Here is a 24885-nt window from a genome sequence, read left to right as displayed (position 1 = left end):
CGGCGTGGCTCCGCATGAACTGACCGCGGCCGACTGGCCCGCCCTCGACGTCCCCGCCGCGCGCCGGGTGGCCGAGGGCCTGGCCAGGCGGCACGGCATCGGCCTGCGGGAGGTCTTCCGCTACACCTACGCCGGACGCGGCGCGCCGGTGGCGGTCTTCGACGTGGCAGGCCGGGACTTCGCGCTGGTGCCGGGTGGCGCGGTGCCGCTGGGCTTCGACGAGCGGGGCTGGACGCCGAGCGAGGAGGAGATGGCCTCCTTCCTGGGTGATGAGGACGCGCTGTCCCCGGCCGCGGAGCCGGTGCGCAGCACCCCGTACGAGCCGGAGTTCGCCGCCGAGGACCTGACCGAGATCAGGGCCGGGCTGGCCAGGTGGACCACCAGGCCGAGGGTGGTGGAGCTGCCCTCGCTGCTGGTCGCGGTGCAGGCCGAGCCGGTGGGCGAGCGCGGGCCTGCCGAGGTGGCGGCCGCGCTGGCCGCGGCAGGGCAGCGGTTACCCGAGCCGGATGAGTGGGAGCACGCGGCGGCCAGCGGGGCGCGCACCCTGTTCCCGTGGGGCGACCGGTTCCCCAGCAGCGCCAACACCATCGACCCGAGCGTGCCGAACCTGTTCGGCCTGCGCATCGCGCACCACCCGGACGAGCCCGAGCTGACCGCGGACCCGGCGGTCGTCCTCGGCGCCTGCCCACCAGAGGACGGCCCCTGGTTCGAGACCCGCCTCGCACACGCCCCGTCCTACCGCGGCGCGCTCCCCGGCGATCGCCCGGTCTTCGTCCGCGCCGTGCTCCCGGTGACACTGTCCACAGTGGACTAAAGGCTGGGGCGCGTGTTGGCCGTTGTGGTACGCCAAGTTGGCCGTTGTGGACGGCTGCGCCTGTCCACAACGGCCAACAAGGCGTACCACAACGGCCAACACGCGGGGTGCTAGGTCAGGTCGGCGGCGTACTCGCTGAGGGCGATGCGGTTGGGCAGGCCGGTTTTGGTGATGAGGTTGGAGACGTGGCGTTCGACCGTGCGCGGGGACAGGTGCAGGCGTTCGGCGATCTCGCGGTTGCCCAGGCGGCCGACGAGCAGGCGGAGCACCTCGAACTCGCGGACGGTGACGCCGACCGAGCGCAGGCCGGGCGGGATGCCGCCGGCGCCCTCGCGGTGCTGGGCGACCCGGACGCCCGCGCGGCGCAGCAGGGCGCGGCAGGCGCCGGCCACCGAGGCGCCGTCCAGGCGGTGGAAGTAGGCCTCGGCGGTGCGCAGCCATTCCACCGGCTCGCCCCAGCCCTCGGCCAGCGCCTCCTCGCCGACCAGGCGCAGGCCCAGGTGCCTGCTCATCGCATACGGCTCGCCGACGCGCAGCGCCTCGGCGACCGCCTCGGCCGCTTCGGTGGCCTTGCCTTCGCGACCGAGCAGCACGGCCCTGGCGAAGCAGGCGAACTGGCGGTCCCAGCGCAGGCCGCCTGCCGGGTTGGCGGCCAGCTCGTCGTAGGCGGCGCGGTCGGTCTGGCCGCACAGCACGGTGAGCAGCAGGTGCAGGCCGTGCCTGCCGGAGAGGTGGAACACCGAGCGCTCGGTGTCCTCGCCGTCCAGCGCGCGGGCCAGCTCGGCCAGCGCGCGCGGCCGGTCCTCCTCCAGCAGCGCGCAGAAGCTGCCCGCCAGGCCGTGGATGCGCGGGGCGTGCAGGGCGGGATCGCCGTGCCAGTCGCGGAACTCGGCCAGCGCCTCGGCCAGCTCCTTGCGGCGGCCCTGGTGCCCGGCCAGCACCGCGCGCAGCAGCAGCGTGTACTGGGTGGTCTCCAGCAGCTTGAGCCGGGTGGTGGCCGGCAGCACGCCGTCGATCAGGATGCGCGCGCTGTCGAAGTCGCCGCGCAGGATGGAGTGCAGCGCGATGCTCGCCTCGGCCTGGTACCGGGCGGTGATCGCGCCCGCGGCGGAGGCCAGCTCCCTGGCGTGCTCCAGCCGGTCCAGCGCGCCGGTGCGCAGCGCGTCGTCGTTGCCCAGCCGGATCAGGGTGTGGATCTCCCAGATCGGCAGCTGGTGCCGGACCGCGACCGCGCGGGCCCGTTCCAGGCAGGCGGTGCCCTCCTCGGGGTCGCGGTGCCGGGTGATCGCGCCGAGCAGCTGCCAGGCCTGGCAGGCCACCACCGGCAGCGGCACCGACTCGGCCACCTCGGCGGCCTGCCGCCCCAGCCGTTCCGCGGTGGCCAGCTGGCCGGGGCCGGGGATGTCCAGGGCCAGGTGCGCGGCGACCACGTCGATCGGTGCGGTGTCCTCGGCCGCCGGGTCCGGGCCGAGCAGCGCGCGGGCCGCCTCGACCTGGGTGATCCCGTCCGCGGAGCGCCCGGCCACCGCGGCGGCCCAGCCCAGCCGGGTGTGCAGCTGCGCGCGGCGGCGCGGGTCCAGGCCGCCGACCTGGTCCAGGATGGCCACCGAGTCCAGCGCGCGCTCCACCTCACCGGCCTCGGCGAGTGCGTTGACCAGCAGTTCCAGTGCGGTGGCCCGGCTGGCGGCGTCCTCGTGCCGCAACAGCTCCCAGGCCTGGTCCAGCAGCGCGACCGCGGAGCCGGCCGCGCCCTGGGCGAGCGCCCGCCTGCCCACCTCGGTGTAGAGCCGACCGGCCGCGCCGTGCTGGCCCGAGGCCTTGCGCAGGGTGGCCGCGACCTGGCACCAGGCCTCCGGCAGGCCGGGGTGCACCTGCTCGACCGCGTCCGCCAGCGCCGCGGCCAGCTCGGCGCGGGCGGACTTGTCGACCTGGGCCAGCACGGCCTCGCGGCTGAGCTGGTGGTGGAAGGCGTACCAGTCCGCGGTGGTCTCATCCGGCGCGACCAGCTGGGCGGCCAGGTCGCCGTGCAGCAGGCTGAGCAGCTCCCGGTCCGGCAGCCCGGTGACCCGCTGCACCACCGCCAGCGGGAAGCGCTGGCCGAGCACGGCGGCCACGGTGAGCAGCTCGCGGGCCTGGCTGCTGAGCGCCTCGACCCGTTGGGCGAGTGCCCTGGACACCGTGGTGGGCAGGGTCGCGGGCAGCTGCTCGGCGATGCGCACGGTGCCGCCGGTGGTGCTGAGCAGGCCGCCCTCGACCATGCCCGCGACCAGCTCCTCGATCATGAACGGGTTGCCGCCGCTGCCCGCCCACAGCAGGTCGGCCACGGCGGGCGGCACCCCGGCCACGTCCAGGCAGGAGGCGGCCAGCGCGGCCAGCCCGGCCCGGTCCAGCCGGTTCAGCTCGATCAGCACGCACTGCCCGCGCTGGGCGGCGGCACGCGCGATGCGCAGCGCGGGGCAGGGCTCGTCCCTGATCGCGCCGAGCAGCATGGTGGGTTGCAGGTCCAGGTTGTCGATCAGGTACTCCAGCACGGCCAGCGTCTCCGGATCGGCGTGCTGCAGGTCGTCCAGGACCATCAGGCAGCCGCGTTCCCGGCCGACCAGCCCGGTCAGCCGCAGCACCGCCTCGGCCAGGATGACCAGCGAGTCGCCCTCCCGGCTGCCGCCGTCGCCCCAGCCGGGCAGCAGGCGGCCGAGCACCGGGCCGTACGGGCCGAGCGCGGCGGGCTGCACATCGGTCGAACGCAGCAGGGACAGCAGGGCCTCGGTGAGCGGCCGGAACGGGGCCATCGGGTCGATCGCGCTGGCCCGTCCGCGCATCAGGCTCATACCCGCGGAGTAGGCCGACTCGGCCACCGCGGAGGCCAGCCGGGACTTGCCCATGCCGCTCTCGCCCACCAGGAACACGGCGCCGCCGCGTCCGGCTCTGGCCGAGTCCAGCACGGCCGTCACGGCCGCCAGCTCGGGGTCCCGACCGACCAGGATCGAGGAACGGTGCCGCACGCAGCGGACATTAGCCGCTGCCGAAAGGCCAGTCAGGTCTCGTTATGGCACTGGCCTTTCGGCTGCCCCTTAGGGCGACGGCGTTACAGGATCACGAAATCACAGGGTGACCGGCGGGCAGCAGGTCGTGATCGCAACCGCGGTGCTCTCCTCCACCGGCGCGCCCGCCGCGGTGCCGAAGAACCCGGCGGCGAGCAGGCCCACCGGCAGCGCGAGCCGGGTCAGCGCGACCGCGCGGGCGCCGAAGTCCAGCTCCGGCAGCAGGCGCAGGGCGCCCACCGGCTCGGTGAAGTCGTGCAGGTCGGGGGTCTGGATGGGCTTCGACACGGGACTGTCTCCTGTCATCGGGTTGTGCACTCGGGGCTGGATCAGTGCTGTAGCAACAGGACTGAGGGAACGTGGTCGGGGCTGGCGAGCCGGAGCAGGCCGTAGCCGATCCCGGCAAGGCCGTTGAGCAGCCCTGGGGTGGCCACGCCTGCGGGGGCTCCGCAGGCGGGGCCGAGCCGGTGCAGCGCCTCCAGCGCCTGTCCGGCCCGGCGGCGGCGGGCCGCCGGTGGGCCCTCCAGCACGGTCAGCACCTCCTGCACACCCAGCTCGCCGTGGCAGAGGCTGAGATCGCGCAGCACGGGCTGGTCGGCGAGCGCGCCGGTCCTGCCGGTGGCCAGGGCCAGTCCGGCCGCGCCCGCGCACCAGCCGGGCCCCGCGGCCGAGGACCGGCGCGTGGCCTCGGCCGCGAGGTCGGGGTGCCGGCCGTCCAGGCGCAGCGCCCAGGCGATTCCGGCGAAACCGTGCGCGAAGCCGCCGGGCAGTTCGACGCCCTGGCGCAGGCACAGCGCGAGGTGCTCGGCGCAGGCATCGGCGAGGGTTTTCGCCGCCGCCAGGCCGGTTTCCGCGTGCACCGCGCGCATCGCGGCCAGGCAGCCCGCGGTGCCGGTGGCCCAGCTCGGGTCCGCGCCCTCGGTGGCGGCGGCCCCGGCCAGCCGGACCGCGGTCTCGGCCTCGGCGCGCAGGGAGTCCTCGTCGAGCAGGGTGGCCAGCCGGGCCAGGCCGTAGGCGATGCCGCCCAGTCCCTGCGGGCCGCCGCAGCCGACCGCGGCGCGCAGCCGGGGCTGGACCGCCAGCGCGGCAAGCAGATCGGGGACTCCGCGCAGCGCCCGGCGGGCGGTGTCGGCGTAGCGGGGCACGCCGGTGGCCGCGGCCAGCTGGGCCAGGAACAGCGCCACCCCGACGTGCCCGGTGGCCAGGCCCGCGCCCATCGGCAGCACCAGCCACTGCCGGTCGTCGACCAGTTCCAGGCCGAGCCAGTTGACCCGGTCGCCGCCGGGGATGCCGCGGGCCACGATCTGGTCGGCCACCGCGGAGGCCGCGGCCAGCAGCCGGTCCGGCTCGGCCGCGGTGCCGGTGCGCGGGCCCGGCAGCGGGGCGGCGTCCTGGTGCTCGCCCGCGGGGTGCCGGGTGGCCAGCGCCGCGGAGATCACCCATTCCTGGTCCTGCCGGTCCACCTCGCCGAAGCGGCCGATCGCGGCCAGCGCGGCGGCCAGCCCGGACCGGCCCAGCGGCACCGGCAGCGGTTTGCCCTGCGCGGTGCGGATCTCCGCGCTGCCGGGCGCGCCGGTGAACAGCGGCACGTCCCCGGCCCACAGCTCGGCCAGCTCCTGCGGCAGCAGTTGGGCCAGCACCGGGTGGCTCCGGCCGGACCACAGCACGGACAGCGCGCGGTCCCGGTCCAGCGCGTCCCGCAGCACGCTCGGGTGCGTGGTCTCGTCCAGCAGGGTGGCGTAGACCCAGGTGGGGCGGGTGACCACGCGCAGCGGCAGGTCGGCGGCGGAGGCGGCCAGCACCACCAGCTCGTCCCGGTTGGCCGTGATCAGGTCGTAGACCAGCCGGAAACCCTCCAGCAGCGCGCCCTCGTGCTCGGCCGGGTCGACCGGGTGGCCGTCGAGCACCGGCCGGTTGCGCGCCCCGGCGAACGGGCGGGCGGTGCGGACCAGGCGCATCACGTCGGTGCCAGGGTCGGCCCAGTCGACCGCGCTGGCCGGTGCGGTGCGGCCGCCGTCGCCGCCGAGGCCGGACATGTCCAGCGCGCCCTGCTCGCCGATCACGATCAGCGGCAGCAGCGCGGTCCGGTGCACCGAGGCGGCCAGCGCGTCCGCGGCTGGGTCGCCGGTGCTGGGCGCGCCGGTGAGGTCGGGGTGGAACAGCGTCTCCAGGTCCACCAGCACCGGGGTGTCGCCCTCGGCGATCAGGTTCTCGCAGTGGATGTCGGTGGCCTGCACCGCGTGCAGCAGGGCCAGCAGCGCGCCCTGCTTGCGGTAGAACTCCGCCGCCTCGGCGGCGCTGGCCACCGGCGCGCCGGCGACGTAGGCGGACCAGCCGTAGCCGTCGCGGGCCACCGTGGGCACCGCGCGCAGGCCGAGGCCGGGCAGGTGCCTGCCGGTCCAGGCGAGCAGCTTGCCGAGCAGCAGGTGCGCGCCCGGATCGCGCGGCTTGTAGATGAGTTGGCGCTGGTCGGCGAAGCGCAGCAGGGTGCAGGAGCGGCCGCCGCGGTGCGGGTCGCCCTTGCCGGGCTCCAGCTCGACCAGCGGACCGGGGTCGACGCCGTGGAACAGGGTGGCGACCAGCTCGGCGTGGTCGGCGGCCAGCCTGCCGAGCAGCTCCACGGTGGCCTCGGTGGCGTTGGCGCTGGTCTGGGCGAGCAGCCTGGCCAGCACCGGGTAGCCGGTGATCAGCTCGGCCAGTCCGGTGGCGTCGGTGAGCTGGTGCGCGAAGTCGGTGAACCGGGCGGGCCCGTCGGCGCCGCGCAGCCTGCCCGCGGTGCGGTGGCGGTGCAGCTCGCCGACCAGGGTGCGCGCGGCGATGGCGAACAGGCGGCGGCTGAGCGCGGCGCTGAAGCTGTCCGCGATCCGGGGCAGGTCCAGCACGGTCGCGGGCAGCGCGGCCAGGCCCTCGGCCAGCCGGTCCGCCGCGTCCAGCACGAACGGCCGCAGCGGCCGGGCCAGCGCCTCCCGCCAGTCCAGGCCCTCGGCCGAGGTGCCGGGCAGCGTGTCCGCGATCCGCACCGCCCGCTCCGCCACCCCGGCCCACTCCGGCTTGCGCATCCGGGCGGCCAGCTCGGGCGCGGGTTCGGCGCGCAGGGCCAGCGCCCCGTCCTCGGTGAGGTTCAGCTCGGCCAGCCGCAGCGCGAACGCGGCGTCCAGCCCGTCCTGCTCCCAGTGCCGGGGCCGGGCGCCGAAGTGCGCGGGGACGCCGTGCTCGGCCCGCTCGTGCAGGGCCAGGGCGGGCGCCCACCAGCTCGGGTCCAGCAGGACCTCGGGGCGGGCGCGGCGGGTGGCGTCAGGCACAGCGGACACGCTGCCAGCCCTACCCCATGGCGGTCATGGGTGGGAAGCACGCACATTCTCCGCGGCTTGGGTAGGTCAGCTTCCTGACCAGCGCGAGGTCAGCTTCCTGCCGCCCGCACCCACCCCCGCCGCGCCGCCGCCACCCCCGCCTCGAACCGGCTGGCCGCCTCCAGCCGCGCCATCAGCACCGCCACCCGCCGCCGCAGCTGCCGCACCGAGAACCCCACCACCCTGGCCGCCGCCTCGTCGGTGATCCCGGAGGCCAGCAGCTCCAGCACCCGCCGGTCCACCTCGCTCAGCCCGTCCGCCGCCTGCACCTGCCCACCGGCCCGCCGGAACCGCCCGGCCAGCTCCGCCAGCTCCAGCCGGGTGTCCCCGGCCCGCCGGTGCCGCCGGACCAGCTCGGCCTCGACCCGCTCGATCAGCTCGGCCAGCGCGAGCGCCGGGTTGAGCGGCGTGACGCCGCTGGGCCGCGCCGGGTCGGGCCGGACCACGCCGAGGTCCAGCAGCTCGGCCAGCACCGGGGCCAGCGGACCGTCGGCCAGTGGCGTGGGGTCGGTGCCGGGGTGGTCGAGCAGGGCGCGGTACACGGCTTCGGCCGCCGCGCTGAAACCTAGGTCCCGCAAGGGCATGGGGCCGTCTCCGTCCTCCTGGGCTGGGTCCAGCCTGCGCGCCGGGACAGCGGGCGCGCATGCGTGCCGGACACGCGTTTTTCCGCCGGTGGACACAATGGACGGTGTGATCGACGTGGAGCGGGCGATGGAGCAGTGGGGCGAGCAGGGCGTGCTCAGCCTGCTCCAACTAGGACCGGGCACGCCCTGGCGGCTCTGGCTGCCCGGGGAGCACCGGGAAGGCGCGACGCTGGCCGAGTGCTTCGCCGGTCTCCCGGCGCGGCAGGACGGGTCGATCGACGTCGAGCTGCTGATGAGCGAGCTGGCCGGGCGCGGACTGAACGTGCTGCTGAAGCTGGACCACGAGCGGTGGGCGGAGCGCGGCAAGCCGTGGACCTTGCTGGTCGAGGAGGAGCCGGGGTTCTCCGCGCGGGTGGACGCGCGGACGATGCGCGAGGCGTTCGAGGTGGTGCTGGCCAGGCTGCGCGCGCGGTCCGCCGGTTGGGAGTGGACGGTGGAGCTGCTCTGATCACCATTCCGGTTGGCGAGTGGGCGCCGGATGCCCGCGCCTCATGGTGGTGACGCCGGGCTGCCACTACTTTGGTACCGGACTCACCGGCTGGAGGGGTGAATGAGCGCGAACGGCGTCGGGGCCGATGGCCGCTGGCTGGGGGTCGGCTCGGCCACGGGACCGGACGCCGCGGTGGCCGCCTTCCGGGCCGCCGCGAGCGCGCTCACCGGCGAGGATCCCCGGCTGCTGCTGGTGTTCGCCTCCGTCAACTACGACCCGGCCTCGGTGGCCGAGGGGCTGGCGATGGCCGCGCCAGGTGTGCCGGTGATCGGATGTTCCTCGCGCGGGGAGATCAGCCCGGCCGGGTCGCGCGGCAGCTCGATCGTGGCTATCGCCTTCGGTGGACCGGGGTTCGCGGTGACCACGGCGGTGGCCGAGGGCGTCTCCGGCAGGCAGAGGCTGGCCGGGGCGGAGGTGGCCGCCGCGGTGGCGGAGGACTCCGGGCTGCCGCACCGGGTGGTGCTGCTGCTCACCGACAGCCTGGTCCGGGAACAGGAGTCGATCCTGCGCGGCTGCTACGGCGTGCTCGGCGCGGGCGTGCCGATGGTCGGCGGGGCCGCGGCCGAGCGGCGGGAGGCGGGCAACCACCTCTGCGCGAGCACCTTCCTGTTGCACGACGGCAAGGTGCACACCGACGCGGTGGTGGCGGCCACCCTCGCCTCGACCGGGCCGTTGTCGGTGTCGGTGCGGCACGGCTGGCGCAAGTTCGGCGAGCCGATGATCGTCACCAGCACCGGCGAGGGCCGGGTGTACACCTTGGACGACCGCCCGGCCATGGACGTCTACCTGGACCGGCTGGGCGCGCCGCCGGAGGCCTACACCGACCCCGCGGCGTTCACCCGGTTCGCGTTGCCGCGCCCGCTGGGCGTGCAGCGGCGCAGCGGGGTGCAGCCGCGCAACCTGGCCACCGGCTTCGACCTGGACGGCCGGTCCATCAGCGGCGGCAGCGCGATCGACCACGGCTGCCTGACCTGGGCGATGTGCGGGGACGAGCAGTCGGTGCTGGCCGCGGCGGACGAGGCCTGCGCGGCGGCCATCGACGGGCTCGGCGGCGCGGAACCGTTGGGGCTGGTCACTTTCAGCTGTAGCGCGCTGCTGCCGGTGCTCGGCGTGGACGGCACCCGCAGGGAGAACGAGACCTTCGCCGCGCGCTGCGCCGGCAAGCCCTTCGGCGGGTTCCACACCTCCGGCGAGATCGCGCGGGTGCGCGGCATCGACGGCTTCCACAACCAGACACTCGCGGTGCTGGCGCTCGGCTGATGGCGGACTCCCTCGCGGCCCTGCACGGCCAGCAGCTGCTGGAGCTGCTGGCGGTGGTCTCGGCCTACCCGGATGAGGACTCCGCGGTGCACGGCGCGGTGGAACGGGCCGCGCAGGCGCTGGAGGCCGAGGTGGCCGCGGTGGTCTTCGGCGCCGAGGTGGCCGCCTGCATCGGGTTCCCGGCCGGGACCGTGCCGGTGGCCGAGCTGCTCGCGGTGACCAGGCAGGAACGCGCGCACCTGGAGGTGCCCGGCCTCGGTCGCGCGCACGCGGTGTCGACCAGCTGGGGCGGCAGCCATCCCGGCCACCTGGTGCTGGCGCGCTGGGCGGATGAGTTCTCGGTCGAGGAACGGCACCTGATGCGCGGCATGGCGCGGCTGCTGGAGCTGACCCTGACCATGCTGCGCACCCTGCAGGCCGAGCACGCGATGCGCGAGCGCGGTGAACGGCAGGCCGCGGAGAACGCCGAACTGGTGGCCACCCTGCGCCAGCGGCAGCGGCTGATGGAGCACCTGTTCGAGGTGCAGCGGGCCATCTCCCGGCGCCGCCCGCTGCCGCAAATCCTGGACATGATCACCAGCGCCGCGGCCGACCTGCTGGGCGCGGGCATCGTCGGGCTGTGGCTGCGCGACTCGGCCGAGCCGGCGGAGCTGCGGCTGGCCGCCAGCGTCGGCCTGCGCCCGGACCTGCTGGAGCAGCGGGCCAGCGTGCGCCTGGTGGAGACCGGGGCCGCGGGTGAGGCGGTGCTGGTGGAGGACGTGGTGGTGCGCTACGGGCGGCTGCCGGAGTCCGCGCTGCTGTACCGGCTGACCGCGGGGCGGCTGCGTGCGGCGATGGCCGCGCCGGTCTACGACAGCGGGGAGGTCGCGGGCAGCCTGCTGATCGGCTCCGGCCAGGCCACCCGCCGCTACGCCGCCGCCGACGTGCAGATGCTGCGCTCCTTCGCCGAGCACGTCAGCCTGGCGCTGACCGACGCGAACACGGTCGAGCAGATGCGCAGGGCCTTCCACGACTCGCTGACCGGGCTGGCCAGCCGCGGCCTGTTCCTGGACCAGCTCTCCCAGCTGCTCACCCAGCCCGGCCCGCTGACCGCGGGGCCGGACCGGGTGGCGGTGCTGTTCGTGGACCTGGACCGGTTCAAGGCGGTCAACGACACCCTCGGCCACGCCGCCGGGGACAACCTGCTGATCTGCACCGCGGAACGGCTCAAGGCCCAGCTGCGCAGCTCCGATGTGGCCGCCCGGCTGGGCGGGGACGAGTTCGCGGTGCTGCTCACCGGGGTGGAGACGGTGCGGGACGCGGTGCTGGTGGCGCAGCGGATCCTGCACGCGCTGGCCGAGCCGATGCTCATCGCCGGGCGGCAGCTGCGGGTCAACGCCAGCATCGGCATCGCGCACAGCCCGCGCGGCGCGGCCGACGCCGCCGACCTGATGCGGCGCGCGGATGTGGCCATGTACCAGGCGAAGCGGGCCGGGCGCGGCCGGTACGAGGTGTTCTCCGACGGCATGCTGATCACCGGCGCGGAGGACCTGCCGGACCGGACCGGCTGAACGGCGGTAGGGCTTTGCCCACCCCGGAAGCACGGTCTGACGCCATCGGCACCCGGCCGCCCGCTGCCTAACGTGATCTCCGAGAAGTTGGGCGAGCCTGGGGGCGGAGATGACGAACGTGGCGACAGCGCGACGGGAACCGGTGGCAGTGCGGTGGTGGCGGCGGCCCTGGGTGGCCCCGCTGTTCGTGCTGGTGGTCGTGTTCCTGGCGTTCTCCCTGCCGAGGTACCTGACCTTCGACCCGGCCCAGACCAGGGTGCCCGCGCCCGAGGGCGCGAGCTGGCACTACCCGCTGCTGGTGGCGCACGTGCTGCTGGCCTCGATCGCGATGATCACCGGCTGCCTCCAGGTGTGGCCGTGGTTCCGGCAGCGGTATCCCTTGGCGCACCGGTACCTGGGCCGGGTGTACGTCTTCGCCGGCGTGCTGCCGGCCGGGGTGAGCGGGTTCGTGATCGGCGTGGCCAGCCCGTTCGGGCCGATCAACCAGGTGAGCAACGTGATCCTCGCGGTGCTGTGGCTGGCCTTCACCGCGCTGGCGGTGCGCGCGGCCTGGCAGCGCCGCTTCGGCGACCACCGCAAGTGGATGATCCGCAGCTTCGCGCTGACCATGTCGATCATCACCAACCGCCTGTGGGGCATCCCGATCGGCATGTGGCTGGCGCCGCAGCTGGAGACCACCTTCGGCGGCAGCGAGATCGCCTTGGGCCAGGCGATCTCCGGGCTGACCGCCTGGCTGGGCTGGACGCTGACCCTGCTGTTCGCCGAATGGTGGTTGCAGCGCAAGAAGAAGCGGTCAGTACGGGTACCGGTCCCCGTAGCCGCAGCTGGCTGAGGAGTCGTGCGGGCGGGCGGCGAGCAGCTCCCTGGCCCTGGCCCTGGAGGCGTTCCACTCCCGCCAGCCCGGCTCGGCCCCGGCCAGCGTGTAGTTGATCGTCCGCAGCGCGCAGGAGCGCTGCGGTTCGGGCAGCCGGTCCAGCACCGGGACCACGTCGGCGGACATCTGCCGCAGGTAGCTCAGGTCCAGGTGCCGCTGCTGCGCCACGTTGATCTCCGCCACCAGGTGTTCCGGATTGGCCACTGAGAGTCCAAAGAGGACGGTCAGGCCGGAGGTGACCACGATCCGCGGCACCCAGGACCCGCGCAGCCGGATGCCCGCGGCCAGCACCACCAGGTACACCAGGCCGATCCACAGCTCGCAGGTGAGCACCAGCAGCCGCAGCACGGTGGCCCCGTAGGCCTCCTGGTAGGCCAGCATCCGGCTGACCGAGGAGGCCACGATCACCAGCGTCAGCACGGCCAGCGCGCCCAGCAGCACCCGCAGCCACAGCCGCTCGCCGGAACGTTCCCGTGGCGCCCACCGGGTGGCCAGGCCGATCACCGCCAGCGCGAGCACGCTCACCGCGCTGAGCTGCCAGAACCCGCTGCGCGCGTACACCGCGTAGGTCATCCCGGCGGTCCGCTGCACGTAGGCCTCGCCACCGAACAGGCTGGCCAGCTGCACCGCGACGAACCCGCCGAACAGCAGCACCAGCATGCCCACCGGCAGCGCCCACTCCACCAGCCCGACCGTGCGGGCCGACCGCTCCGCCCGCTCCGGCGCGCCCTTGACCGCGACCAGGCAGGCCCCCGCGGTGCCGAAGACCAGCAGCCAGAACACAAAGCCGCCGCGCACGATCGCCGGACCGTCCACAGTGGGCAGAACCGCGGAGACCAGCGAGGCGAACGCGGCATCCGCCCCCGCGAACAAGGCGCCGAAGACCACCAGCAGCACCACCGACACCGCGATCGACACCAGCAGCCGCCCGCGCGCCCCGCGCACCCGCACCGCCGCCGCGCCCCGGATCACCCAGTCCAGCCGCACCAGCGCGGTCACCGGCACCGAGAACGCGCCGGCGAACAACCCGAAGAACGACCTCCCGCCCCCGGCCGCCAGCGACCCGGCCACCCCCGCGCCCAGCACGCACAGCGCGAACAGCCACTCCGCGTCCCGCACCGCCCCCACCGCCAGCAGCCCGATCGCCAGCGCCAGCCACCCGCCGCGCATCGCCCGCTCCCCGCCGGAGAGCACCAGCTCGGAGTCCCGCCGCGCCACCAGCCCCACCGCCAGCGCCGCCACGATCCCGACCACCACCCACCCGATGGCGGGCCGGTCCAACGGCAACGCGAACGCCCCGGCCACCCCCACCGCTACCGACGCGACCACCACCGACCCCGGCGCGTACGGCCGCGGCACCACCGTCGCGAACACCGGAGCCGCAGCGGTCACCACGCCCCCGGGCACGTGTGTTGGCCGAACGTGGACGGGGTCTTGGCCGTTGTGGTCGGGGGAGTCGGCCGATTCTGGCTCGGCGCGCGGCTCCTCGGCCGATTCCGGTTCGGCTGGCGGCTCCTCGGCCGGTTCGTCGGCCGGGGCTTCGCCCTCGGTGGCCGCCTCGCCCGCGGACCCATCGGCCTCGGCCGCCGACTCCGGTTGCTCCCCGGCCCCGGCCCCCTCGTCCTTCGCGTGCTCCGCGGACTGGTCCCAGCCGTCCCGTGCTTTCCCGCTCATCATCATCCCCAAGGCAGCAGTCATCAGCCCGGCCACAACCATGGCCCGGCCCGTGCGAAAACCCAGTCAGTCAGCCAAGTTCGGCAACATCACCCGGATCCGGCAACCCCCGGAACCCGGCCCCACCGCGGCGATCGTGCCGCCGTGCAGGTCCACCACCCAGCGCGCGATGGCCAGGCCCAGCCCGGTTCCGCCGCCCCCCGCGCGCTCGCCCCTGGTGAACCGCTCGAACACCCGGTCCCGTTCCGCCACCGGGATCCCCGGTCCCTCGTCGCGGACCTCGATCACCGTGGACTCCGGCTCGCTGGTGGCACTGATCCACACCCGGCCGCCCGGCGGGCCGTGCCGGGCCGCGTTGTCCAGCAGGTTCACCAGCACCTGGTGCAGGCGGACCTGGTCGGCCAGCACCACCGCGTCCGGTTCCACCGACATGCTGAAGCGCACGCCCCGGCCCGCGACCGCGGTCATCACCTCGGTCTCGGCCACCGCCTGGGCCAGGATCGGCGCCAGCGGCCAGTGCTCGCGGTCCAGGGTGAGCGCGCCGGCGTCGATGCGGGAGAGGTCCAGCAGCTCGGTGATGAGCACGCCGAGGCGTTCGGTCTGGGCCAGCGCGGTGCGCATGGTGGCCGAGTCGGGCTGGGTGACGCCGTCGACCACGTTCTCCAGCACCGCCCGCAGCGCGGTGATCGGGGTGCGCAGCTCGTGCGAGACGTTCGCGATCAGCTCGCGGCGCTGCTGGTCGGCCGCGCCCAGCTCGGCCGCCATCTGGTTGAACGCGGCGGCGAGCTGGCCGACCTCGTCCTTGGAGGTGGCCCGCACCCGGCGCTGGTAGTCCCCGGCGGCCATCGAGCGGGCGGCGGAAGTCATGTCCCGCAACGGTTTGGTCATGCCGTGCGCGATCAGCTGTGAGGCGATCAGCACGCCCAGCAGCGCGGTGATGGTGGTGCGCGGCGGGATCCATTCGATCTGCCACCAGAAGAAGGCCATCGCCACCGTGACCGCGCCCAGCACCAGCAGGCCCAGCTTGAGCTTGATGGACCGCACCGGGTCCAGCGGCCTGGGCAGCACGTCCCACACCGCCGCGGCCCACCCGCGCAGCTTCCTCACGGCGTCTCCAGCGCGTAGCCGATGCCGTGCACGGTGCGGATGACATCGCTGCCGAGCTTGCGCCGCAACGCTTTCACGTGGCTGTCCACGGTGCGGGTGGCGGCGGGCCCGGCGAAGCCCCACACCTCGGCGAGCAGCTGCTCGCGGGGCAGCACCGCGCGCGGCCGTTCGGCCAGCCGGGTCAGCAGCTCGAACTCGGTCGGGGTGAGGTGCACCTCCGCGCCCGCCCGGTGCACCCGCCGCTCCACCGGGTCGATCTCCAGCTCGCCCACCCGCAGCGTCACTCCGGCGGTGCGGGCCTGGGCGGCCCGTTCCACCCGCCGGAGCAACGCGTGCACCCGGGCGGCCAGCTCCCGGATGGAGAACGGTTTGGTCAGGTAGTCATCCGCGCCGACGGCCAGCCCGACCAGCAGGTCGGTCTCGTCGTCCCGGGCGGTCAGCATCAGCACCGGCACCGCCCGCCGCGCCTGGATCCGGCGGCACACCTCCAGCCCGTCGTAGCCGGGCAGCATGATGTCCAGCACCACCAGGTCCGGGTCGATCTCGGCGGCCTTGGCCACCGCGCCGGGACCATCGTGGGCCAGCTCCACCGCGAACCCTTCGGCACGCAGCCGGTCGGCGATGGAGCTGGCGATGGTCAGCTCGTCCTCCACCACCAGCACTCGATGCATGGCACCGACCCTAGGCCGGGACGATGGAGAGGGGGCGGAGGGATTGTGAAGATACTGTGCAGGTTGCGCCGGGTCAGCGAACGGTCACTCGCCGCTGCCGTACGGCCTGGTCAGCACCTCCAGGACATGCCCGTCCGGCCCCAGGAAGTAAACCCCCCGGCCGCCGTCGTTGGTGTTGATCTCGCCGGGCCTGGTCTGCGTCGGGTCGGCCCAGTGCTCGATCCCGCGCTCGGTGATCCGGCCGTAGATCTCGTCGAACTCGGCCTCGGTGATCAGGAACGCGTAGTGGTTGGGCACCGGGGTGGTGTCCACGTCGAGGTAGTCGAGAGTGACCTGGTTGGACAGTTCCACCGCCAGGAAAGGCCCGAACGGCACCGGATCCGGCAGTCCGAGCAGATCGGTGAGGAACGCCGCGGCGGCCTTCTTGTCGGTGGAGTGGACGACGGTGTGGTTCAGTTCGATTGCCATGACCCCAAGTTAGAAGTTCGAGTTAACTAGAGGTCAACCACGTCCGCGATCGCCACCCGTACGGCCGCAACGAAGTTCCAGAACACCAGAGTTGTGGTGTTGCGGCGTTCCGGCCGGGTGTTGATGGTGAACATCGCGTCCCGCAGCCCGGTGGTCAGCTCCAGCTGCCCGCCCGCGCCGCGCAGCGTGCGGTTGGCGATGTTGGCCGGCTCCTGTCCGGACAGCGTGGGGTGTACCGCCCCGTCCACGACCTGGAACCCGGCCGCGCCCAGCCTGGTCAGCAGCGCCCGGCGGAACGGCTCGTCCCGCCCGCCGACCAGCACCGCCCACGCGCCCTCCGGCAGCCCCAGCTGCGCGGGGGAGCAGCCGTGCAGGCCCAGCGCCCGCCGCGCGCCCGCGCACAGCGACAGCGCCACCGGATCGTCGCAGTGCGCGGAGGTCACGTGCAGCTCGGCGTTGTGGGTCGGCCGGATGCCCTCGAACATCCACAGGTCGTGGCGCGGGCCGGCCTCCGGCGCGGGTTGCAGGGTGCCGGGGTGGTATCCGGCCACCGCGTGGCACAGCTCGGAGGTGCCGGCCTCGATCCCGCCGCCGTGCGGGGCCAGGATCGTGGTGCCGGGGAAGGGGAACTTCTGCGTCAGGCTGTCGTCGAACTGCTCGTGCCTGCGGTACCGGCGCGCGTAGTCGATGCCCTCCACCAATCCCGGGTCGGCGTAGAGCGCGGTGTTGGACGGGTACTTGTCCGCGGCCGATGCGGGCCGGGCCGCCGCGGCCGGGATCGCGGTCGCGGCCACCAGGCCGAGGAAGGCACGCCTGCTCGCAGTGCTCATACCTGGCATTGTGCGGCAGCGGGCTGTGGTCGGCCCGGTGACGAACACGCCGCCGCCTGACGAGACCGGCTCCGGGGTGCCCGAACAGGGGCAGCGGATCGTCCTGTCCGTGGGCACCGAACAGGCCCGCCGGGAGCGCCCGGCGATCACCCCACTGGGTGAGCACGACCTGGCTGCGCGCCCCGCCGCACGCGCCTGGCCCAGGACGCCACTGCGCGGCGCGGCAGGTAGTCACTCTCCAGAGTTGGGCAGGCGCCCGGCGCTGCCCCGGCTCACAGCGCCGAGGGCAGCGCCGGTTCGAACAGCCACCGCCGGAACAGCCCGTCCAGCGGGTGCGCGCAATGCCGTTGGGCCAGCGCGAGGAAGTCCGCGGTGCGCACCGAGCCGTGCCGGTAGGTGGTGGTCCACTCCTTGAGCAGGGCGAAGAACGCGGCATCGCCGATGTGCCGCCGCAGGGTGTGCAGGGTCAGCGCGCCGCGGTCGTAGACCTGGTCGTCGAACATCCGGGCCGGGCCGGGGTCGCCGATCACCAGGTCCTGCGGCAGCGCGGCCAGCTTGCGCAGGAAGCGTTGCGCGGGAACGGATGCGGGCACGCCGTCGGCGAACTCGAACCACAGCCACTCCGCGTAGCAGGCGAAGCCCTCGTGCAGCCAGATGTCCCGCCAGTCGGCCAGGGTGAGGCTGTTGCCGAACCACTGGTGCGCCAGCTCGTGCGCGACCAGCCGTTCGTGCCCGCGCCTGCCGTCGAGGTGGTTGCGGCCGAACACGGACAGGCCCTGGGCCTCGATCGGCACGTCCAGCACGTCGTCGGCGACCACCACCGCGTACTCGTCGAACGGGTACGGCCCGAACAGCTCCTGGAACACCCGCAGCATCTCCGGCTGCCGGGCGAAGTCGTGCCGGAACAACGCTTCCAGCGAGGCGGGCACCCCGGCCGGCTGGTGCACCGGGCCGGGCAGCTCCAGCGTCTCATACCGTCCTATTTGGACGGTGGCGAGGTAGCTCGGCATCGGCGCGGACTGGTGGTGCACCCAGGTGGCGCTGCCGCCCTGCTCCTTCACCGAGCGCAGCCTGCCGTTGGCGAAGACGGTGTAGTCGCTGGGCGCGGTCACCGCGATCCGGTAGGTCGCCTTCGAGCCGGGCCGGTCGTCGCAGGGGAACCAGCTGGGCGCGCCGGTGGGCTGGCTGGCCACGATCGCGCCGTCGGTGAGCTGGTCCCAGCCGATCTCGCCGAACGGGCTGCGCACCGGGTACGGCGGCCCGGCGTAGCGCACCTCCACGGTGAACTCCGCGCCGGGGGCCAGCGGCCTGGCCGGGCGGAGGCGGAGCTTTCCGTTGGCGTGCGCCCACTTCGCCGGCCGCTTGCCGTCGATGAGCACCCGGTCCACCCGGAACCGGCCGAAGTCCAGCACCACCGAGACCAGCACGGTCTCGGCCACCGCGACCACGTTGGCCCGGCCGGTCAGCCGGTGCGAGACCGGCCGGTAGTCCAGGTCCAGGTCGTAGTGCCGGACCCGGTAACCCTCGTTGCCGTGACTGGGGAAGTAGGACCGTGCGCTCACCCTCGGCGGGATCCTTCCGGCTGCCAGGCGGCGATCGGGTTGCCCAGCCAGCGGGTGTCGGCTGGCACGGTCTCCCCGCGCATCACCAGCGAACCCGGTCCGACCGTGGCGCCGGCGCCGACGGTGGCCCCCGGCAGCACGATGCCGTGCGGGCCCATGGTGGACCCGGCGTCCAGGGTGACCACGTCCATCCGCATGATCCGGTCGTGGAACAGGTGCGTCTGCACCACACAGCCCCGGTTCACGCTGGCGCCGGCGCCCAGCCGGACCAGGTCGGCCTCGGGCAGCCAGTAGGTCTCGCACCACACGCCCCTGCCCACGCTGGCGCCCAGCGAGCGCAGCCACAGGTTCATCAGCGGCGTGCCGCCGACCGCGCCCGCGAGCCAGGGCACCGCGAGCACCTCGACGAAGGTGTCGGCCAGCTCGTTGCGCCAGACGAAGGAGCTCCACAGCGGGTGCTCCACCGCGCGGAACCGCCCGACCAGCAACCACTTCGCGGCGCTGGAGACCAGGCAGGCCAGCACCCCGGCCCCGAACAGCACCCCGCCGCTGACCAGCAGCGCGATCCCGAACCCGGCCTGCGCGGCGATGACCTCGAAGGCGGCCAGGGTCAGCACGGCCAGCGCGACCGTGCACATCACCGGAATCACCCGGCACAGCTCGACCAGGCCCCGCGCCAGCACCAGACGGCGCGGCGGGGCGAAGGTGCGGCCCTCGTCGCTCTTCTCGGTGTTGCGCGGCAGCTTGATCGGCGGCATGCCCAGGTAGGAGCTGCCCGCCTTGGCCCGCTTGGGCGCGGCGGAGAGCACGCCGACCAGGCCGCGGTTGGGCACCGAGCGGCCGGGCGCGGTCATGCCGGAGTTGCCCAGGAAGGCGCGCTTGCCGATGCGCACCTCGTCGATGCGCAGCCAGCCGCCGCCCAGCTCGTAGCTGCCGACCATGGTGTCGTCGGCCAGGAACGCGCCGTCGGCCACCGTGGTCAGCGAGGGCAGCGCGAGCACGGTGGATGCCTCCACCCGGCGGCCCACCTTCATGCCCAGCAGGCGCAGCCAGACCGGGGTGAACAGACTGGCGTACAACGGGAACAGCGCCGCCCTGGAGTGGTTCATCAGCCGCTCCACGGTCCACGCCTGCCAGGCGATCCGCCCGTGCAGCGGGTGGTACCCGGCGCGCAGGCCGATGCTGAACAGCCGCACCCCGGCGAGCACGAACAGCGCGGTCGTGGCCAGGTAGGCGATCGCGGCCAGTGGCGCGGCCAGCAGCGCGCTGCCCACCGCCCCGGTCAGCGTGCTGTCGCCGGCGACGAACCAGCCCAGCAGCGCGATCGCGGGCAGCGCGGCCAGCACCGGCAGCAGGTCCAGGCCGAGCGAGCTGATGCCGTAGAGGAAGGACCAGAACCGGCTGCGCGGCGCGGTCTTGTTCAGCCGCTTGCTGCTGGTCTTGCTGATCCGCGCGGCGGGCACGCCGGACCAGACCTGGCCCGCCGGAACGGAACCGCGCACCACCGAACCGGCCGCGATCTCGGCCCGCTTGCCGATCCGCGCGCCGGGGAAGACCGTGCTGCGCGAGCCGACCACCGCGCCCGCGCCGATCCGGATCCGGCCCACGTGCACCACGTCGCCGTCCAGCCAGTGTCCGGCCAGGTCGACCTCGGGCTCGATCGCGCAACCCTTGCCCAGCTTGAGCATCCCGGTCACCGGGGGAGCGGCGTGCAGGTCCACGTCCGGACCGATCCGCGCGCCGAGGGCCTTGGCGTAGCTGGAGATCCAGCCGCCGGAGAGCTTGGCCGCGCCGCTGAGCACGGCCAGCCGCTCGGCCGCCCACAGCCGCAGGTGCACGCTGCCGCCGCGCGGGTAGCTGCCCGGACGCAGGCCGCGCAACAGGATCCGCGCGCCACCGGCGGCGATGGCGATCCGGCCGGGCGGGCTGAACAGCAGCGCCGCGCCCGCGCCGACCCACCACCAGGAGATGGTGGGGGCCCAGGTGAAGGAGCCGAAGAGGTTGAGCACGTTGTTCAGCGCGGCCAGCGCGACGATCCAGCGCAGCCCGACCAGGGTCAGCATCGGCAGCAGCGCCAGCAGCTGCACCAGCGCGGCCCGGCGCGGGGTGGGCGCGACCTCGCGCACGGTGGCCTCGGCCGCGCCCAGCTCGTCCAGCCGCGCGGCCAGCGCGGCCAGGGTGGAGTGCGCGTACAGGTCGCTCACCGAGGAGCCCGGGTAGGTCCGGCGGACCAGCGAGATCAGCTGCGCGGCGGCCAGGCTGCCGCCGCCGCTGGCGAAGAAGTCGGCGTCCGCGGACCCCGGCGGCAGGCCGAGGATCTCGGTCCACTGCTCGGCCAGCCAGGCCTGCGTGCCGGAGAGCTGCGGCGCGTCGCCGGGCAGCTCCTCGGTGCTCAGCGGCCAGGGCAGCGCGTTGCGGTCGACCTTGCCGGAGGTGCGGGTGGGCAGGGTGTCCACCACGGCCAGCAGCGGCACCAGCGCCGAGGGCAGCGCGGCCCGCAACCGGTCCAGCGCGGCGGCCTTGTCGAAAGTGTCCACAGTGGACGAAAGCGCGAGGTAGCCGACCAGGATCTGGTTGCCGCCCTTGGTCGAGCGCACCGCCGCGGCGGCACCGGCGACTCCCGGCAGGGCTTGCAGGGCCGCGTCCACCTCGCCCAGCTCGATCCGCCGCCCGCCCAGCTTCACCTGCTCGTCGGCCCGCCCGAGGAACAGCAGTCCCTCCGGCTCGGCCTGCACCAGGTCGCCGCTGCGGTAGGCGCGGTCCCAGCCCAGCGCGGGCAGCGGCGCGTACTTCTCCGCGTCCTTGACCGGGTCCAGGTACCTGGCCAGCCCGACGCCGCCGATCACCAGCTCGCCGGTCTCGCCCATCGCGACCACCTGGCCCGCGGCGTCCACCACGGCCAGCTCCCAGCCGTCCAGCGGCAGGCCGATCCGCACCGGCGGGGTGCCGGTCAGCGGCGCGGCGCAGGCGACCACGGTGGCCTCGGTCGGCCCGTAGGTGTTCCAGACCTCCCGGCCCTCCACCGCGACCCGCTCGGCCAGCTCCGGCGGGCAGGCCTCGCCGCCGAAGATGAGCAGCCGCACGTCGTCGAGGCACTCGGCTGGCCACAGCGCGGCCAGCGTGGGCACGGTGGAGACCACAGTGATCTCCTGCCGCACCAGCCACGGCCCCAGGTCCATGCCGGTGCGCACCAGCGAGCGCGGCGCGGCGACCAGGCAGGCCCCGTGCCGCCAGGCCAGCCACATCTCCTCGCAGGAGGCGTCGAAGGCCACCGACAACCCGGCCAGCACCCGGTCGCCGGGCCCGATCGGCTCGTCCACCAGGAACAGCCCGGCCTCGGCGTCCACGAACGCGGCCGCGCTGCGGTGGCTGACCGCGACACCCTTGGGCTTGCCGGTGGAACCGGAGGTGAAGATGATCCACGCGTCGTCGTCCAGGGTCGGCGAACCCACCGAACCGCCCGGCGTGGCGTGCGCCGTCAGCTCGCCGTCCGCGCCCAGCACCGCGCACACCGCGGCCTCGCCGAAGACCAGTTCGGCCCGTTCGTCCGGATCCTCCGCGTCCACCGGCACGTAGGCCGCGCCCGCGGCCAGCACGCCCAGGATGCCGACGTACAGCTCGTTGGTGCCCGAAGGAATCCGGATGCCGACCCGGTCGCCGCGGCCGATGCCGTGCGCGGCAAGGCGTTCGCGCACCGACTCGACCTCGCCGAGCAGGGCGCGGTAGGTCAGCACGGTGCTGCCGTCGTCCACCGCGGGGGCGGTGGGGAAGCGTCGTGCGGTGGCTGCCAGGATGTCGAGCAGAGTTCGCTCAGCCGGGGTGGCGCCCGCGCGGAAAACCGCTGGCGCCAAGGGAATCGTGGGAGTGGTGAGCAAGGACTCGTCGACTGCGGTCAACTCCGGCCCTTCCGGGGAGTAGGTGTCTCAACGCCGGACAGGCCAACGCCAAACGGACACCATACCCAGGAAAAGTGAACAACCGCACGGTTGGCCACCCTGTCGTGGCTGAACTCACGGATGCACGAGCACCTTGGTTCCCGGTCGCAGCAACGCGAACGTCTCGTTCACGCTCGGGTCGGTCAGCCGGATGCACCCGTTGCTGGCCGGCCAGTTCTCCACCGGTTCGCCGCCGTGGAAGGCGATGCCCTGGTCGCTGCCGCCCTGGCCGATGTAGGAGGGCCGCCACATCGGGCCGAGCCTGGCGTAGCGCCAGCCGTCGATCTGCCGGGTGACGGTGAACTCGCCCGTTGGGGTGTGCTTGCCGGGCTGGTCGCGGCCGGTCGAGGAGTCGTAGATCCGCGCCACCTGGCCCGCCTCGTCCAGGAAGTAGGTGACCTGCCTGGCCAGGTCCACCTCCACCCGGAACCCCCTGCGAGCCTGGGCCACCGGCCGCACCGGGTTGCGCAGCGCGGCCGCGGTGGCCTCGTCCACCTGCCCGGTCCGCGCCAGGCCGTGCACCTTCTGGAAGGCGATCAGCGCGTGCCTGGTCTCGCTGTCCAGCTCGCCGGTCACCGCGCGCACCTGGTAGCCGTGCTCGTGCAGCACCTGCTGCGCCTGCCGCACCGAGGGCGGTTCCGGCTTGACCTCGGCCACCGGCACCGGCGCGGCCTGCGCTCGCACGGTGACCACCTGCGCCCGCACACCCGGCGGGGTCAGCACGGTGCAGGCCGCCACGCCCGTCCCGCCGACCGCCGCCGCCAGCAACGCCCCGATCAGGTGCCGCCCACGCACGCCCACAGTCCCCACGCCTTTCCCCAGAGGTTCGCTCACCCAGTGCTTGGCCGATGCCCGGGAGAGCGCAACCACCCGGGCCGGTTCGGCGTATTCCGGTCGTGACGGCCGACGACGAGGACCTGGTGCCGCGCATCGGCGCGGACCGGGACGCGCTGGCCGAGCTGTACCGTCGGCACGTGCGTGCCCTGCTCGGCTACGCCGGGCGCAGGCTCGGCGACCCGAACGACGCCGCGGACCTGGTGGCCGCGGTGTTCCTGGAGGTCATCCGCACCGCCCACCGCTACGACCCGGCCAGGGGCACGCCGAGGGCCTGGCTGTTCGGCATCGCGGCCACCCTGCTCGCCGCGCACGGCCGGTCCAGGAGCCGGGAGGCCCGCGCGCTGCGGCGGGTCTACGGCCGCCGCGAGCTGATCCCCGAGGACCACGCCGAGCTGGCCGGGCGGATCGACGCCGCGCGCAGCGCCGAACTGCTGCACGCCGCGATCGACACCCTCGCTCCGGCCGAACGCGAGCTGTTCCTGCTGGTCGCGCTGGACGGGCTGACCCCGGCCGAGGCGGGCGCGGTGCTCGGCATCGCCCCGGCCGCGGCCCGGATGCGGCTGAGCCGGGCCCGCCGCAAGCTGCGCGCCGCCCTGCCGGAGCCGGTGGCCGCGCTGGTGTGCGCGCCATGAGCCGGGAGCAGGAGCCGCTCAGCCCGCTGGAGCAGCGGATGCTGGACGGCCTGCTGCGGGTGGCCGAGGAAGAGTCCGTCCACAGTGGACCCGCGAGGCGGTCCAGGTTCGCCTGGCTCGCGGTGGCCGCGGTCACCGTGCTCGGCCTGGGCGCCGCGGCCACCGTGCCCAGCCTGCTCGAACCGTCCATTCCGGACACTCCGGCGCAGCACGCGCCCGCGCCCGGCCACATCGGCTACCGCAAGGTCATCACCGGCACCCGGTACGTCAGCACCAGGCTGCTGGACAACCGGTACGTGGACATCACCGCGGAGATCCGCGGCACCGGCGAGCTGTGGGCCGAGCTGAGCGACCCGCGCACGGTCCGGGCCAAGCTCGAACCGCACCAGGTCCTCGACTGCGCCCCCGCCGACCAGCGCGGACTGTGCGCGAGCTGGCTGGCCGACAACACCGGCAAGGGCCTCGGCCTGCGCCTGACCCCCGAGGACCGCACCCTGCCCGGCCTCGGCCGCCACCCCGACGCCGACGAGACCGGCCTGAGCCACCAGACGCTGAACCTGCTGCCGGGCAACACCGTCGGCGGCCGCCCGGTCACCGAGCTGGCCGCGAACCCGGACGAGCTGAGCGGGCAGTTCGACGAGCTGTCCCGGCATGGTCACCGCAAGGGCCTCCAGTTCGAGCCGAGCCGCTGGGAACGGCTGCACCTGGCCGTTGACCTGCTGCTGGCCACCGGCGCCAGCCGGGAGCAGCGGGCCGCCGCCTGGACCGTGGCCCAGCGCGCCGCCGAGGTCGCCGAGACCGAGGCGACCGACCGGCTGGGCAGGCCCGGCCGCGCGCTGGCCTTCGAGAGCTCGCCCGGCTCGCGGCGGCAGCTCATCCTGGACCCGGCCACGCTCACCCTGCTCAGCCAGAGCGAGGACTACCCGCCGCCCAAGGACACCGAGCGGCAGAAGTTCCCGGTCGCCATCGCCGACTACACGCTGTACCTGGGCGCGGGCGCGGTCCGTTCGCTGGCAGAGGTCCGCTGACCGGATTTGCCACGAAACGGCCACGACCTGGCCAAGAGCTGGTGGTCAACCGGGTCAGAACGCCTGGTGCGGGGCGCAGGATCAGGCCCCCGATCCGACCCGTACCTGGAGCAGTGGC

19 protein-coding genes are annotated in these 24885 nt (G+C 74.3%); 7 read left to right on the top strand and 12 right to left on the bottom strand.

What is annotated here, in order from left to right; translation table 11 throughout:
* Nucleotides 1-4 precede the first annotated feature (4 nt).
* The gene (locus N8J89_RS35700; RefSeq protein ID WP_283661346.1) at nt 5-814 is read left to right on the top strand and encodes a hypothetical protein; all 810 of its coding nucleotides are present in this window, start codon (nt 5-7) and stop codon (nt 812-814) included.
* A 110-nt stretch (nt 815-924) separates the two neighbouring features.
* Here the strand turns inward: N8J89_RS35700 and N8J89_RS35695 are convergent, their stop codons facing one another.
* From N8J89_RS35695 to N8J89_RS35680, 4 genes are all read right to left on the bottom strand, one after another.
* Entirely contained in the window at nt 925-3816 is a 2892-nt protein-coding gene (locus N8J89_RS35695) for a helix-turn-helix transcriptional regulator (RefSeq protein ID WP_283661345.1), read from the bottom strand.
* 99 nt (nt 3817-3915) lie between these two features.
* The gene (locus tag N8J89_RS35690) at nt 3916-4143 is read right to left on the bottom strand and encodes a hypothetical protein (protein WP_252482161.1); all 228 of its coding nucleotides are present in this window, start codon (nt 4141-4143) and stop codon (nt 3916-3918) included.
* Nucleotides 4144-4184: 41 nt separating this feature from the next.
* Entirely contained in the window at nt 4185-7166 is a 2982-nt protein-coding gene (locus tag N8J89_RS35685; protein ID WP_283661344.1) for a type 2 lanthipeptide synthetase LanM family protein, read from the bottom strand.
* A gap of 89 nt (nt 7167-7255) precedes the next feature.
* Entirely contained in the window at nt 7256-7789 is a 534-nt protein-coding gene (locus N8J89_RS35680; RefSeq protein WP_283661343.1) for a hypothetical protein, read from the bottom strand.
* Nucleotides 7790-7895: 106 nt separating this feature from the next.
* Between N8J89_RS35680 and N8J89_RS35675 the strand changes: the two genes are divergently transcribed.
* The 4 genes from N8J89_RS35675 to N8J89_RS35660 all read left to right on the top strand — a co-directional run bounded on the left by N8J89_RS35675 (nt 7896) and on the right by N8J89_RS35660 (nt 11981).
* A complete protein-coding gene (locus N8J89_RS35675; protein WP_283661342.1) occupies nt 7896-8297 on the top strand; it encodes a hypothetical protein in 402 nt (133 codons plus the stop codon).
* 102 nt (nt 8298-8399) lie between these two features.
* Nucleotides 8400-9599 carry an FIST signal transduction protein gene (locus tag N8J89_RS35670; protein WP_283661341.1) on the top strand — a complete coding sequence of 400 codons (1200 nt, stop codon included), beginning with the start codon at nt 8400-8402 and terminating at the stop codon, nt 9597-9599.
* Complete coding sequence (locus tag N8J89_RS35665; RefSeq protein WP_283661340.1) at nt 9599-11149, top strand: sensor domain-containing diguanylate cyclase; 1551 nt, start codon at nt 9599-9601, stop codon at nt 11147-11149. Before N8J89_RS35670 ends, N8J89_RS35665 begins: the two co-directional genes overlap by 1 nt.
* Before the next feature lie 118 nt (nt 11150-11267).
* Nucleotides 11268-11981, top strand: a complete 714-nt coding sequence (locus N8J89_RS35660; RefSeq protein WP_283661339.1) for a DUF2306 domain-containing protein — start codon at nt 11268-11270, stop codon at nt 11979-11981.
* On the opposite strand, the gene N8J89_RS35655 is transcribed toward N8J89_RS35660, so the two are convergent.
* From N8J89_RS35655 to N8J89_RS35620, 8 genes are all read right to left on the bottom strand, one after another.
* A complete protein-coding gene (locus tag N8J89_RS35655) occupies nt 11943-13721 on the bottom strand; it encodes a DUF4153 domain-containing protein (RefSeq protein WP_283661338.1) in 1779 nt (592 codons plus the stop codon). The genes N8J89_RS35660 and N8J89_RS35655 overlap by 39 nt on opposite strands.
* Nucleotides 13722-13763: 42 nt before the next feature.
* A complete protein-coding gene (locus N8J89_RS35650; RefSeq protein WP_502868514.1) occupies nt 13764-14795 on the bottom strand; it encodes a HAMP domain-containing sensor histidine kinase in 1032 nt (343 codons plus the stop codon).
* 5 nt (nt 14796-14800) lie between these two features.
* On the bottom strand, nt 14801-15475 hold the full coding sequence (locus tag N8J89_RS35645) for a response regulator transcription factor (RefSeq protein ID WP_283661336.1): 675 nt from the start codon (nt 15473-15475) through the stop codon (nt 14801-14803).
* An 84-nt stretch (nt 15476-15559) separates the two neighbouring features.
* Nucleotides 15560-15943: a VOC family protein gene (locus tag N8J89_RS35640; RefSeq protein ID WP_283661335.1), complete on the bottom strand. Its 384-nt coding sequence runs from the start codon at nt 15941-15943 to the stop codon at nt 15560-15562.
* 26 nt (nt 15944-15969) lie between these two features.
* Nucleotides 15970-16773, bottom strand: coding sequence for a poly-gamma-glutamate hydrolase family protein (locus N8J89_RS35635; RefSeq protein WP_283661334.1), 804 nt, complete (start codon nt 16771-16773; stop codon nt 15970-15972).
* Nucleotides 16774-17045: 272 nt separating this feature from the next.
* The gene (locus tag N8J89_RS35630) at nt 17046-18335 is read right to left on the bottom strand and encodes a M1 family metallopeptidase (protein WP_283661333.1); all 1290 of its coding nucleotides are present in this window, start codon (nt 18333-18335) and stop codon (nt 17046-17048) included.
* A complete protein-coding gene (locus N8J89_RS35625; RefSeq protein WP_283661332.1) occupies nt 18332-22231 on the bottom strand; it encodes a Pls/PosA family non-ribosomal peptide synthetase in 3900 nt (1299 codons plus the stop codon). The genes N8J89_RS35630 and N8J89_RS35625 overlap by 4 nt, the downstream gene beginning before the upstream one ends.
* A gap of 114 nt (nt 22232-22345) precedes the next feature.
* Nucleotides 22346-23065 carry a L,D-transpeptidase family protein gene (locus tag N8J89_RS35620; RefSeq protein ID WP_283661331.1) on the bottom strand — a complete coding sequence of 240 codons (720 nt, stop codon included), beginning with the start codon at nt 23063-23065 and terminating at the stop codon, nt 22346-22348.
* Between the two features lie 101 nt (nt 23066-23166).
* Here N8J89_RS35620 and N8J89_RS35615 point away from each other — a divergent pair, with 101 nt between their 5' ends.
* Nucleotides 23167-23739: an RNA polymerase sigma factor gene (locus N8J89_RS35615; RefSeq protein ID WP_283661330.1), complete on the top strand. Its 573-nt coding sequence runs from the start codon at nt 23167-23169 to the stop codon at nt 23737-23739.
* Nucleotides 23736-24767 carry a hypothetical protein gene (locus tag N8J89_RS35610; RefSeq protein WP_283661329.1) on the top strand — a complete coding sequence of 344 codons (1032 nt, stop codon included), beginning with the start codon at nt 23736-23738 and terminating at the stop codon, nt 24765-24767. The genes N8J89_RS35615 and N8J89_RS35610 overlap by 4 nt, the downstream gene beginning before the upstream one ends.
* Nucleotides 24768-24885 lie beyond the last annotated feature (118 nt).

The organism is Crossiella sp. CA-258035 (genome assembly GCF_030064675.1).
Classification (GTDB): domain Bacteria; phylum Actinomycetota; class Actinomycetes; order Mycobacteriales; family Pseudonocardiaceae; genus Crossiella.
The sequence above is the reverse complement of the archived record's forward strand: the minus strand, read 5'-3'. Positions and strand labels throughout refer to the sequence as shown.

Bases quoted from the DNA above. Each gene is read 5' to 3' on its own strand.
- N8J89_RS35680 (WP_283661343.1), bottom strand. From the start codon at position 7,789: ATGCCCTTGCGGGACCTAGGTTTCAGCGCGGCGGCCGAAGCCGTGTAC.
- N8J89_RS35670 (WP_283661341.1), top strand. From the start codon at position 8,400: ATGAGCGCGAACGGCGTCGGGGCCGATGGCCGCTGGCTGGGGGTCGGC.
- N8J89_RS35665 (WP_283661340.1), top strand. From the start codon at position 9,599: ATGGCGGACTCCCTCGCGGCCCTGCACGGCCAGCAGCTGCTGGAGCTG.
- N8J89_RS35655 (WP_283661338.1), bottom strand. From the start codon at position 13,721: ATGACTGCTGCCTTGGGGATGATGATGAGCGGGAAAGCACGGGACGGC.
- N8J89_RS35645 (WP_283661336.1), bottom strand. From the start codon at position 15,475: ATGCATCGAGTGCTGGTGGTGGAGGACGAGCTGACCATCGCCAGCTCC.
- N8J89_RS35640 (WP_283661335.1), bottom strand. From the start codon at position 15,943: ATGGCAATCGAACTGAACCACACCGTCGTCCACTCCACCGACAAGAAG.
- N8J89_RS35635 (WP_283661334.1), bottom strand. From the start codon at position 16,773: ATGAGCACTGCGAGCAGGCGTGCCTTCCTCGGCCTGGTGGCCGCGACC.
- N8J89_RS35610 (WP_283661329.1), top strand. From the start codon at position 23,736: ATGAGCCGGGAGCAGGAGCCGCTCAGCCCGCTGGAGCAGCGGATGCTG.